Origin of the sequence: Bradyrhizobium sp. BRP20 (assembly GCF_020194215.1) — a bacterium.
Taxonomy (GTDB): domain Bacteria; phylum Pseudomonadota; class Alphaproteobacteria; order Rhizobiales; family Xanthobacteraceae; genus Bradyrhizobium; species Bradyrhizobium yuanmingense.
The window spans coordinates 169177-180977 of the sequence record NZ_JADYVY010000006.1; the positions used below are offsets into that span (position 1 = coordinate 169177).

General features: G+C 67.1%; 10 protein-coding genes. All 10 read left to right on the plus strand.

Annotation, left to right across the window (positions count from 1 at the left end; translation table 11 throughout):
- Positions 1–230: 230 nt before the first annotated feature.
- The 10 genes from I6F33_RS16505 to rseP all read left to right on the plus strand — a co-directional run bounded on the left by I6F33_RS16505 (position 231) and on the right by rseP (position 11738).
- The gene (locus tag I6F33_RS16505; RefSeq protein ID WP_128265646.1) at positions 231–926 is read left to right on the plus strand and encodes a carbonic anhydrase; all 696 of its coding nucleotides are present in this window, start codon (positions 231–233) and stop codon (positions 924–926) included.
- A 222-nt stretch (positions 927–1148) separates the two neighbouring features.
- A complete protein-coding gene (locus tag I6F33_RS16510) occupies positions 1149–3944 on the plus strand; it encodes a caspase family protein (RefSeq protein WP_225143348.1) in 2796 nt (931 codons plus the stop codon).
- Positions 3945–4155: 211 nt separating this feature from the next.
- Complete coding sequence (locus I6F33_RS16515; protein WP_036010040.1) at positions 4156–5151, plus strand: 30S ribosomal protein S2; 996 nt, start codon at positions 4156–4158, stop codon at positions 5149–5151.
- Between the two features lie 132 nt (positions 5152–5283).
- A complete protein-coding gene (tsf, locus tag I6F33_RS16520; protein WP_225112543.1) occupies positions 5284–6207 on the plus strand; it encodes a translation elongation factor Ts in 924 nt (307 codons plus the stop codon).
- A gap of 59 nt (positions 6208–6266) precedes the next feature.
- Positions 6267–6983 carry a UMP kinase gene (pyrH, locus tag I6F33_RS16525; protein WP_036038914.1) on the plus strand — a complete coding sequence of 239 codons (717 nt, stop codon included), beginning with the start codon at positions 6267–6269 and terminating at the stop codon, positions 6981–6983.
- A gap of 65 nt (positions 6984–7048) precedes the next feature.
- Entirely contained in the window at positions 7049–7612 is a 564-nt protein-coding gene (frr, locus tag I6F33_RS16530; protein WP_025036556.1) for a ribosome recycling factor, read from the plus strand.
- Positions 7613–7716: 104 nt separating this feature from the next.
- The gene (locus tag I6F33_RS16535; RefSeq protein ID WP_036010029.1) at positions 7717–8475 is read left to right on the plus strand and encodes an isoprenyl transferase; all 759 of its coding nucleotides are present in this window, start codon (positions 7717–7719) and stop codon (positions 8473–8475) included.
- Complete coding sequence (locus tag I6F33_RS16540) at positions 8472–9314, plus strand: phosphatidate cytidylyltransferase (RefSeq protein WP_036010026.1); 843 nt, start codon at positions 8472–8474, stop codon at positions 9312–9314. Before I6F33_RS16535 ends, I6F33_RS16540 begins: the two co-directional genes overlap by 4 nt.
- A gap of 4 nt (positions 9315–9318) precedes the next feature.
- Complete coding sequence (gene dxr, locus I6F33_RS16545) at positions 9319–10542, plus strand: 1-deoxy-D-xylulose-5-phosphate reductoisomerase (RefSeq protein ID WP_225125195.1); 1224 nt, start codon at positions 9319–9321, stop codon at positions 10540–10542.
- 44 nt (positions 10543–10586) lie between these two features.
- Positions 10587–11738, plus strand: a complete 1152-nt coding sequence (gene rseP, locus I6F33_RS16550; protein ID WP_036010021.1) for an RIP metalloprotease RseP — start codon at positions 10587–10589, stop codon at positions 11736–11738.
- The last annotated feature ends 63 nt before the right edge of the window (positions 11739–11801 follow it).

Genomic DNA, 11801 nt, shown 5'->3' on the forward strand with positions numbered 1-11801 from the left:
CGGCTTGCAGCATAGCGCGCGGTGCAGCAATCATCGGTTGCATCAACTAACATTTGTTATTTCTTCATATCGGCGCACCTATCTTCGCGACGCTTCATTCGTCCACTGACCCGAGGAGACGTCACATGTGCGACAAGTGTTCTGACACTCTGCATCACCAATCTCTGCGCCAAGACTCTCTGCGCCAAGACTCTCTGCGCCAAGACATCGCGCCGTCGCGGCGATCGGCGATGCTGTTTGGCGCCGCCGCGTTCGGCATGACCTTCGCCGGTGGAGCTTTCGCAAGTGGCGCCTTGGCCAAGGACGCCAAGCAGCCGCCAAAGCCGCAGAACGTGCTGTCGCCCGACGCGTCGCTGAAGCGGCTGATGGAAGGCAATGGGCGCTACGTCGCCGGCGTGTCGCGACGTCACGATTTCAAGCACGAGCGCGAGGCGCTGGCCGGCGGACAGAATCCGTTCGCGGCCGTGCTGAGCTGCGCCGACTCGCGCATCGCACCGGAATATGCGTTCGACGCGGGGCGCGGCGACCTCTTCGTCTGTCGCGTCGCCGGAAATTTTGCCGGCACCGAGACCATCGCAAGCATGGAATATGCGGTGGCGGTGCTGAACACACCGCTGATCCTCGTGCTCGGCCATGATGCCTGCGGCGCGGTCGACGCGACGCTGAAGGCGATCAAGGACAATACGTCGCCGCCGGGGCACATTCCCTCGTTGGTCGATGCGATCGCGCCCGCCGCAAAGGCGGCGATGCAGCAGGGCGGGGACGTGCTCAACAAGGCGATCCGGCAGAACGTGGTCGACAACATCGCCAAGCTGAAGACGGCTGCGCCGATCCTCAATGCGGCCGCGGAGCAGGGCAAGCTGAAGGTCGTCGGCGGCATCTACCGGCTAACCACTGGCACGGTCGATCTGATCGCCCAGGGCTGAACGGGCCGAGGAGCCTTGTGCCGCAGTGCGGTCGCGAGGCTTGCAGGCCTCACGTGGAGGTTCGAGGTTTGACGTGAGGTTTGGCGTGGAGGTTTGAGTTGGGCGGCGGCGCCATGCCGCCGCCTCAATCCGCGCTTTTCGTTCAAGTGCCATTCAGCTGGCCGCGCGCCTGATATGCGGTATATGCGGTGGCCACCTCAACGACAAAAGCAGGCACAAGCCATGCGTGGGACGCTCAAAGTCTTCCTCTGCCTTCTCCTGCCGATGGCGGTCCTTGCCGCGGGCGCGCCGCATCAGGCGCGCGCCCAGCAGCAGGAAAAGCGCATCGCGCTCGTGGTCGGCAACGGCGCCTATGCCAAATCGCCGCTGGCGACCACCGCGAACGATGCCGGCCTGATCGCACAGACGCTCCAGGCGGCCGGCTTCGACGTGGTCGGCGCGCGCGATCTCGACGGCGACACGCTGCGCAAGAGCTTGCGCGATTTCATCCAGAAGGCCCAGGCGTCGGGCCCGAGCACCGTCGCGATGATCTATCTTGCCGGCTACGGCGTGCAGCTCGCCGGTGAGAACTATTTCATCCCGGTCGATTCCAACATCAGCCGCGACACCGACATACCGACCGAGGCCCTGCGCATCAGCGACTATGCGCGCCAGCTCGCATCTAGTCCGCTCAAGGCCAATATCGTCGTGCTCGACGCGGCGCGAGCGCAGCCCTTCATCGAGGGCGGTCAGCCGATCGCGAGCGGTCTGGCGCTGGTCGAGCCCGAAGCGAACATGCTGATCGCCTTCAATGCCGCGCCCGGCACGGTGGCGCCGGAGGAGCCTGGGCCCTACGGCATCTACGCGCAGTCGCTCGCCGAGATGATCCGCGCCGGCGGCCTGCCGCTGCCCGAGGTGTTCGACCGTGTCCGCCTGCGCGTCAACGAGGCCTCCAAGGGCGCGCAGGTGCCCTGGAACGAGCAGAAGATCTCGGCGCCATTCTCGTTCTTCGAGCGCGCGCCCGATGCGCCGCCGCAGGCTGCGCCCGACCAGGTCGCCGCGATCCGCAGCAAGCCGATCCGCGATCTCGGCGTGCAGGATGCCTATGCCGCCGCGCTCGAGCGCGACACGCTGGCGGCCTATGAGGAGTTTCTCGCGGCCTATCCGAACGATCCCCTCGCCAAGCGCGTGATGGCCATCGTTGCCGCACGCCGTGAAGCCATCACCTGGCGGCGGACCTACCGGACCGACACGCCTGAGGCCTATTGGTCGTATCTGCGCCGCTATCCGCGCGGGCCGCATGCGGCGGATGCGCGGCGCCGCCTTGCGATCCTCACCGCGCCGCCCGAGCCGCCGCCGACCTTCGCGATGATCGACTACGACGTTCCGCCACCGCCGCCGGAGGAGGTGATCTATGTCGATCGCCCGGTGCTGTATTTCAGCGATCCCGATTTCGGCTTTGCGCCGCCACCGCCGCCGCCGGTCTATTATCTGCCGCCGCCGCCGCCGGATTTCGTCGTGCTGCCGCCGCCGCTGCCCGTGGTCGGCCTGTTCGTGCTGCCGCAGCCGGTGTTCGTGCCCATTCCGGTGTTCGTCAGGCCGCCGGTCTATGTCGCGCCGCCGCCGAACAACATCATCTACCAGAACATCCACAACACCACGGTCATCAACACCGTCATCAACCGCCCGCCGGCGCCGCCGCCGGTCGCGGGACCGGCGCCCGGCCCTGGGATCGGACCCGGCAATCTGGCGCCGGCGGTTGCGGGCCGCGCCACGCCGGCAGGTCCGGCCGTGCCGCAGGCGGTGGTTCAGCGCGCCGCCCTGATCCAGCAGGGCAAGGCACCGATGCCGCCGAGCGCGACCATCCAGCCGACGGCGAGGCCAGGTATCGCGACACCAGCTCCTGCCAATGTCGCCCCTGGCACGACAGCGCCGCCGCCCGCCGGCGCCAAGCTGCCGCAGGCCAATACTGTGCCGCCGCCGGGAGCTCCCAGCAGCCCGCCAGCCGGAGCGGCGCCCGGAGCTGGGACGCCCGGAGGCACACCCAGTCCGACCGCAAACGCTCCTGCCGGCAGCGCCGCTACAACCCCGCAAGCGCTGGCCCCGACCAAGCCGCCGCCAGCCAATACGGTGCCGGCGCCAGGATCTCCGGGCAGCCCGCCGGCCGGAGCGCCGCCCGCGACGGGGACGCCCGGCGGCACGCCCAGTCCGACCGCGAACGCACCCACCGGCAACGCCGCAGCAACCCCGCAAGCGCTGGCCCCGACCAAGCTGCCCCCGGCCAATACGCTGCCCGTGCCCGGCACCCCCGGCGGACCGCCGCCGGCCAGGGCAGGGGCTGCGCCCGGGTCTGTCCCATCCCCTGGCAAGCCCGCCGCGACCGCCACGGCACCGAGCGGCAATGTCCCGCCGTCGCAGCCGAACGCAGCAACGACGCCCAATCAGCCGCCGGCTTCCGGAACCGCGACGAGCCCGTCCGCGGCCCTGCCCAGGCCGCCGGGGACGACGACCCCGCCTGACCTGCGCGGCAGGCCCGGCGGGACCCAGCCGGGCGCTTTGCCGCCGCCGAGCGCGGCCACCGGCAAGCCCGCGGCCCCGACTGCGGTCAAACCCGCGATACCTCCGCCGCCGCCTGTCGCGGCGCGGACACCGTCCGGAGTCCAGGATCGTCGGCCCGCGCCACCGCCGCCGCAGGCCGCCAGGCCCGCCGCTCCGCCGCCGCCTCCTCAGGCTCTGGCAAGGCCGACGCCGCCGCCTCCGCCGCGCGTTGCGCCAGCTCCGCCGCCGCGAGCGGCGCCTCCGCCCGTGGCTGTGGCGCGGCCGGCGCCGCCGCCACCTGTTGCCCGGCCGGCGCCGCCTCCGCCAGTGATGGCGCGGCCGGCACCACCTCCGCCGCCGGTCGCGCGGCCAGCGCCGCCGCCGCCACCACCTCCGGTCGCCCGACCGGCGCCGCCGCCGATGGCCGCTGCGCCGCATGCGGCTCCGCGGCCGGCCGGCCCGCCACCGAAGAGCTGCCCGCCAGGCCAGCCCAGGTGTTAGGAGGCTCAAGGGGCAGGGGACGCTGGGATGCGACAGCAGCCGAGAGGCGTCCCCAAAGGCCGTTATTTCCTTGCTTCTGGCCGAAATGGCGCTATATAGCGCGCCATCTCACACGGAAACATGGCTCACAAGGCCGTCCGGTGGCAGCCGGGGCGTGAACGCTCCGTTTTGCTCACACGTTTCCGGAGGAACCAACCGGAGAATTAGAACGATGGCACTGCCCGATTTCACTATGCGTCAGCTGCTCGAAGCTGGCGTGCACTTTGGTCACCAGTCTCACCGCTGGAATCCGAAAATGGCTCCGTTCATTTTCGGCACCCGCAACAACATCCACATCGTCGACCTCGCCCAGACCGTGCCGATGCTGCACCAGGCCCTCCAGGCCGTCAGCGACACGGTGGCCAAGGGCGGCCGCATCCTGTTCGTCGGCACCAAGCGCCAAGCGCAGGACGGCGTTGCCGACGCGGCCAAGCGCTGCGCGCAGTATTTCGTCAATTCGCGCTGGCTCGGCGGCACGCTGACCAACTGGAAGACGATCTCGGCTTCCATCAAGCGCCTGCGTCACCTCGACGACGTGCTCTCGGGCGGCGAAGCCAATTCCTACACGAAGAAGGAGCGCCTGACGCTGCAGCGCGAGCGCGACAAGCTCGACCGCTCGCTCGGCGGCATCAAGGACATGGGCGGTCTGCCCGACCTGATCTTCGTGATCGACACCAACAAGGAAGACATCGCGATCCAGGAAGCCCAGCGGCTCAACATCCCGGTCGCTGCGATCGTCGACACCAATTCGGACCCGAAGGGCATCACCTATGTGGTGCCGGGCAATGACGACGCCGGCCGCGCCATCTCGCTGTACTGCGATCTCGTCGCGCGTGCGGCGATCGACGGCATCTCGCGCGCGCAAGGCGATTCGGGCATCGACGTCGGCGCCTCGGCCCAGCCGGTCGCCGAAGAGCTGCCGGCGGCGTCTTCGAGCGGCTTCCAGGGCCTTGCGGGTCCTCGCGGCACTGCCGACGACCTCAAGAAGCTCCCGGGCGTGTCGGGCGCGATCGAGAAGAAGTTCAACGACCTCGGCATCTTCCACTATTGGCAGCTCGCCGAGCTCGACCACGACACCGCGCACACGATCGGCGAAGAAGTCGGTCTGCCGAGCCGTGCGGATGCCTGGGTGGCCAAGGCCAAGGCGCTGACCGCGGAAGCGGAATAGTTAAAAAGAGCGATGGGTTGGCCGGATAGGATCCGGCCACCATTTCAGTTGACGCGAATTCCTGAGATGGACCGCGGCGGGGCGATTGATGCCGCGCCGCGGCAAACCGGCAGGCACAAAGGATTCTCAACGATGGCAACGATCACAGCTGCGATGGTCAAGGACCTGCGCGAATCAACCGGCGCGGGCATGATGGACTGCAAGGCCGCGCTCACCGAAAACGACGGCAACATGGAAGCGGCGCAGGACTGGCTGCGCAAGAAGGGCCTGTCCAAGGCCGCCAAGAAGTCGGGCCGCGTCGCCGCCGAGGGCCTGATCGGCGCGCTCACCAAGGGCACCAAGGGCGTCGTGGTCGAGGTCAACTCCGAGACCGACTTCGTTGCGCGCAACGGCCAGTTCCAGGGCCTGGTCAAGATGATCGCCCAGGTCGCGTTCGACGTCGGAGCGGACGTCGAGAAGATCAAGGCCGCCAAGGTCGGCGACGTCACGATCGAAACCGCCATCAATGATGCGATCGCCACCATCGGCGAGAACATGACGCTCCGCCGCGCCGCCGCGCTCGAGGTGAGCCAGGGCGTTGTCTCGCACTACGTCCATGGTGCCGTCATCGACGGCGCCGGCAAGATGGGCGTGATCGTGGCGCTGGAATCGCCGGGCAAGGCCGATGAGCTCGCAGCGCTCGGCCGTCAGATCGCGATGCACATTGCGGCCGCCAACCCGCTGGCGCTCGATCCGTCCGGCCTCGATCCGGCCGTGGTCAAGCGCGAGAAGGACGTACTGGCCGACAAGTACCGTCAGCAGGGCAAGCCCGAGAACGTGATCGAGAAGATCGTCGAGTCCGGCCTCAAGACCTACTACAAGGAAGTCTGCCTGCTCGAGCAGGCCTTCATCCACGACACCGGCAAGTCGGTGGCGCAGGCGGTGAAGGAGGCCGAGGGCAAGGTCGGCGGCGCTGTGAAAATCGCGGGCTTTGTGCGCTATGCTCTCGGCGAGGGAATCGAGAAGCAGGAAAGCGACTTCGCGGCCGAGGTCGCCGCGGCCAGCGGCAAGAAGTAACCGCCGGAAGTTCCTTCCGGCGTGCCGCCGGAAGCGGCGCCCGGACAAGGAAAGTGCTCATGACTGATCCGGTCTATCGTCGCGTCGTGATCAAGCTGTCCGGCGAGTATCTCGCGGGACAGCAAGGCTTTGGCATCGATCAGCCGACCGTCGACCGGGTTGCGGCCGATCTGATCGCGGCCCGCCATCTCGGCACCGAGGTCGCGGTCGTGATCGGCGGCGGCAACATGGTCCGCGGCGTCGAGGTCTCATCGCGCGGGGTGTCGCGCACCACCGGCGACACCATGGGCATGCTCGCCACCATGATGAATTGCCTCGCGCTGGAAGCGGCGATAGAGCGCAAGGGAACGCCGGCCCGGACGCTGTCGGCCTTCGTCATGCCCGAGATTTCCGAGCTGTTCACCCGCACTGCGGCACATAAATACCTGGCCGAAGGCCGGATCGTGCTGCTCGGCGGCGGGACAGGCAACCCGTTCTTCACCACCGACACGACCGCGGTACTGCGGGCCGCCGAGATCGGCGCGCAGGCGGTCCTGAAGGCGACGAATGTCGACGGGGTCTACTCGGCCGATCCGAAGCAGGATCCGACCGCGACGCGGTTCGACCGCCTGACGCATTCGCAGGCGATCGAGGGCGGTTACAAGGTGATGGATGCGACCGCCTTCGCGCTTGCCCGCGAGACATCGCTGCCTATCATCGTATTCTCGATCGCGGAGCCGGGCTCGATCGGCGCGATTCTGCGTGGCGTCGGCCACGGAACCATCGTCGCCGGCTGACGGCTCATCTGGCGCGCCGAACGGACGGTGCGGAGCGGTCGCCGGGATTTTGAAGGAGAAACGTGATGGCCACGGGTAATTTCGATCTCAACGAAGTGAAGCGTCGCATGCAGGGCGCCGTCGCCTCGCTCAAGCACGAGCTCGGCGGCCTACGCACGGGACGCGCCTCCGCCTCGATGCTCGATCCGGTGCAGGTCGAGGCTTATGGCAGCCACATGCCGCTCAATCAGCTCGCCACCGTCAGCGTGCCGGAGCCGCGGCTGATCTCGGTGCAGGTCTGGGACAAGTCGATGGTCAAGGCCGTCGAGAAGGCGATCGTGGATTCCAATCTCGGCCTGTCGCCCGCGACCGAGGGCCAGGTGCTGCGCCTGCGGATTCCCGAGCTCAACGAGGAGCGCCGCAAGGAGCTGGTGAAGGTCGCGCACAAATATGCCGAAGCCGCCAAGGTCGCCGCGCGCCATGTCCGCCGCGACGGTCTCGACGTGCTCAAGAAGCTCGAGAAGAATCACGAGATGTCGGAGGACGACCAGAAGCGTCACGCCGACGAGGTACAGAAGGCGACCGACGGCACCATCGCCGAGATCGACCAGTTGCTGGCCGCCAAGGAAAAAGAAATCCTCACCGTCTAAACCGCGATGAGTATCATCATCGCGCTCTAGACTATTGTTCGCGCATGATTTTGTCGGAAAACCGCTTCGCACTTTTCCGGATCATGCTTTAAGGCATCGCCTTCATGTCCAACGCCGCCGCGCCCGCAACGGAAGGACCCGACAGGTCCGAGGCGCCTGCGCATGTCGCCATCATCATGGACGGCAACGGGCGTTGGGCGGCCGCGCGCGGTCTGCCGCGTGCGGAAGGGCATCGCCGCGGCGTCGACGCGCTGCGCCGCGTGGTGCGCGCCTCGCACGAGCTCGGCATCCGCTATCTCACCATCTTCTCGTTCTCGTCGGAGAACTGGTCGCGCCCGGCAAGCGAGATCGGCGACCTGTTCGGCCTGCTGCGGCGCTTCATCCGCAACGACCTGGCGAGCCTGCATCGCGACGGCGTCAAGGTCCGCATCATCGGCGAGCGCGAGGGGCTCGAGAGCGACATCTGCGCCTTGCTGAACGAGGCCGAGGAGCTGACGCGCGACAACACGCGCCTGACGCTGGTCGTCGCCTTCAACTACGGCTCGCGGCAGGAGATTGCGAAGGCGGCGCAGAAGCTGGCCCGCGAGGTCGCCGAGGGCAGGCGGGATCCTGCCACGATCGACGCCGAGACGCTTGGCGCGCATCTCGATGCGCCCGACATCCCAGACCCTGATCTCATCATCCGCACCAGCGGCGAGCAGCGCCTGTCGAACTTTCTGATGTGGCAGGCCGCCTATAGCGAGCTCGTGTTCGTGCCGATCCATTGGCCCGACTTCGACAAGGCGGCGCTGGAAAGCGCGATCGCCGAATTTGCCAGGCGCGAGCGCCGTTTCGGCGGCCTGGTTGCGAAGACCGCCTCGTGAACGAACCCGATCCTGCATCGGCGGGCGCCAAGCCTGCCCCGAGCAATCTGGTGATGCGGGTCCTCGCAGCGCTGGTGCTGGCGCCGCTGGCCATCGCGATCGCCTATGCCGGTGGCTGGTTGTGGGCGCTTCTCGTCACCCTGGTCTCGATCGGGCTGTTCGCGGAATGGCTGATGGTGGTGGGCGCAGCATCGGCCGCGCTGACCGGGGCAGGGACGGTCGTGATCGCCATGATGGGAGCCTCCGTCGCTTTCGGCGCGCTCAAGACCTCCGTCGTCACCGGCCTCATTGGCGGTGCCATCGTGACGCTGATCGCCCGGGGCAAGTTCTTGTGGGCGGCGAGCGGGTTTGCCTATGCGGCGGCGGCGCTGCTGGCCTCGATCCTGGTGCGCAAGGATCTCGTCAACGGCTTCTCCGCGCTGATGTTCGTGCTGCTCGTGGTGTGGGCGACCGACATCGGCGGCTATTTCGCCGGACGCAGCATCGGCGGCCCGAAATTATGGCCACGCGTGAGCCCGAAAAAGACCTGGGCCGGCGCGCTCGGCGGCTTTGCGGCGAGCCTTGCGGTCGCTGCCGGCTTCGCCGCCTGCGGGATCGGAAAGCTGGTTCCGCTGCTGCTCGTCGGCGCCGTCCTGTCGGTGGTGTCGCAGCTCGGCGATCTCTTCGAATCCGCCGTGAAGCGGCGCTTCGGTGTCAAGGATTCCAGTCACTTAATTCCCGGCCATGGCGGGCTTATGGACCGCCTGGACGGTTTTGTCGCCGCCATCCTGGCGGCCTGGTTTATCGGCTTTTTCCGCCATGGTGTGCATAGCGCCGGAAGCGGTCTTATGGTTTGGTGAGGATATGAGCGCCGTTCCCTTGCGTAACAACAGGCTTGCTGCGTCCGACATTCGCAGCGTCACGGTCCTCGGTGCCACCGGCTCGATCGGCGACAGCACGATGGATCTCTTGCGCGCCTCGCCCGAGCGCTACCGTGTCGAGGCGCTGACGGCGAACGGCAATGTCGCAGCGCTCGCCAAGCTCGCCAAGGAATTCAACGCGCGCTATGTCGCGATCGCCGACACCTCCAAGCTCGCCGAGCTCAAGGCTGCGCTCGCGGGCACCAGTACCGAATGCGGCGCCGGCGAAAGCGCGGTGATCGAGGCCGGCGCGCGTCCGGCCGACTGGGTGATGGCGGCGGTCAGCGGCGCTGCCGGGCTGAAGCCGGCGCTCGCCGCGGTCGATCGCGGCGCGCATGTCGCGCTCGCCAACAAGGAGTGCCTGGTCTGCGCCGGCGACTTCTTCATGCAGCGCGCGGCAAAAGCCGGCGCCTGCATCTTGCCGGCCGATTCCGAGCACAACGCGCTGTTCCAGGCGCTGAGCTCAGGCAATCGCGACGAGCTCGTCCGCGTCATCATCACCGCCTCCGGCGGCCCGTTCCGGACCTGGAAGCCCTCAGACATCGAGCAGGCGACGCTCGAGCAGGCCCTGAAGCATCCGAACTGGAGCATGGGCCAGAAGATCACGATCGATTCGGCCTCGATGATGAACAAGGGGCTCGAGGTGATCGAGGCGTCCTACCTGTTCGCGCTCTCGCCGGACGAGATCGACGTGCTGGTTCATCCGCAGTCGATCATCCACGGCATGGTCGAGTTTTCCGACCGCTCGGTGGTGGCCCAGCTCGGTGCGCCCGACATGAGGACGCCGATCGCCCATTGCCTCGGCTGGCCCGATCGAATCAAGGGCCCGGCGGCCAAGCTCGACCTTGCCAAGATCGGCCAGCTGACCTTCGAAGCGCCGGACTTTGAGCGCTTCCCCGGACTGCGGCTGGCCTACGAATCGCTCCGGACCGGGAAGGGCGCGACCACCGTCTACAATGCCGCCAACGAGGTCGCCGTGGCCGCCTTCATCGGCGGCAAGATCCGGTTCGGTGCGATTGCCCGGCTGGTCGAGGCGACCCTCGAGGATTGGATCAAAGGCGGCAACCAGGCGCCTCTGACCTCCGCAGACGATGCAATCTCTGTTGACCATGTTGCGCGAAATAGGGCTGCCGCCCTATTGCCTCAAATTGCCTTAAAGGCATCCTAGTTGGTTCGGGACCAGGGCCTTGCGGCGCTGGGTGAGGGAATTCGATGATCGACTTTTTCGTCCATAGTTTCAATACGTTGAGCCATGGGCTCCTCGGCTACGCGGTTCCCTTCCTGTTCGTCCTGACCATTGTCGTGTTCTTCCACGAGCTCGGCCATTTCCTGGTCGCGCGCTGGGCGGGCGTACGCGTGTTAACCTTTTCGCTCGGCTTCGGCCCCGAACTGGTCGGCTTCAACGACCGCCATGGCACCCGCTGGAAGATCTCGGCGATCCCGCTCGGCGGCTACGTCAAATTCTTCGGCGACGAGAGCGAGGCCTCGACCCCATCGGCCCAGACGCTGGCGGCTATGTCGGCCGAGGAGCGCGCCGGCAGCTTCCACCACAAGAAGGTCGGTCCCCGGGCGGCGATCGTCGCGGCCGGACCAATCGCCAATTTCATCCTGGGCGCGCTGATCTTCGCCGGAATGGCGCTCTATTACGGCAAGCCGAGCACGATCGCCCGGGTCGACGGTGTCGTCGCCAACGGCGCGGCGGCTGCCGCCGGCTTCAAGGTGGGCGACGTCGTCATCCAGATCGACGGCAAGCCGATCGAGAGCTTTGCCGACATGCAGCGAATCGTTGCGATGAACGCCGGTTCGGCTCTTACCTTCCAGGTGAAGCGCGACGGCGCCGTCGTCTCGCTGACCGCGACCCCGGCGCTGCTGGAGCGCAAGGACCCGTTCGGCAACAGCCACCGTCTCGGCGTTCTCGGCATCGAGCACAAGTCGCAGGCCGGGGAGGCCTCGACTACCCCGGTCGGCGTCGGTGAAGCGCTCAAGATCGGCGTCGAGCAGGTCTGGTTCATCATCACCAGCACGTTCAAGTTCCTGGGCTCGCTGTTCGTCGGCCAAGGCAATCCGAACGAGGTCAGCGGCGTCCTGGGAATCGCGAAAATGTCGGGGCAGGCGGCCAGCGCCGGGTTCCAGTTCGTGATCAATCTCTGCGCGGTGCTGTCGGTGTCGATCGGCCTTTTGAACCTGTTCCCGATCCCGCTGCTCGATGGCGGCCACCTGATGTTCTATGCGGCCGAGGTGGTCCGGGGCCGGCCTTTGTCCGAGCGGACCCAGGAAATGGGGTTCCGAATCGGGCTTGGCCTGGTGCTGATGTTGATGGTGTTTGCGACCTACAACGACATCCTGCGGATGGCAGCTTCCTGATAGGGGCTTTTTTGTGGCGTTGCTGTTGAGCAACGTCTTGGAATGAAATTGAAATTACGGCGC

Coding starts and splice junctions, on each gene's coding strand:
- I6F33_RS16505 (WP_128265646.1), top strand. CDS start 231: ATGCTGTTTGGCGCCGCCGCGTTCGGCATGACCTTCGCCGGTGGAGCT.
- I6F33_RS16510 (WP_225143348.1), top strand. CDS start 1,149: ATGCGTGGGACGCTCAAAGTCTTCCTCTGCCTTCTCCTGCCGATGGCG.
- I6F33_RS16515 (WP_036010040.1), top strand. CDS start 4,156: ATGGCACTGCCCGATTTCACTATGCGTCAGCTGCTCGAAGCTGGCGTG.
- tsf (WP_225112543.1), top strand. CDS start 5,284: ATGGCAACGATCACAGCTGCGATGGTCAAGGACCTGCGCGAATCAACC.
- pyrH (WP_036038914.1), top strand. CDS start 6,267: ATGACTGATCCGGTCTATCGTCGCGTCGTGATCAAGCTGTCCGGCGAG.
- frr (WP_025036556.1), top strand. CDS start 7,049: ATGGCCACGGGTAATTTCGATCTCAACGAAGTGAAGCGTCGCATGCAG.
- I6F33_RS16535 (WP_036010029.1), top strand. CDS start 7,717: ATGTCCAACGCCGCCGCGCCCGCAACGGAAGGACCCGACAGGTCCGAG.
- dxr (WP_225125195.1), top strand. CDS start 9,319: ATGAGCGCCGTTCCCTTGCGTAACAACAGGCTTGCTGCGTCCGACATT.
- rseP (WP_036010021.1), top strand. CDS start 10,587: ATGATCGACTTTTTCGTCCATAGTTTCAATACGTTGAGCCATGGGCTC.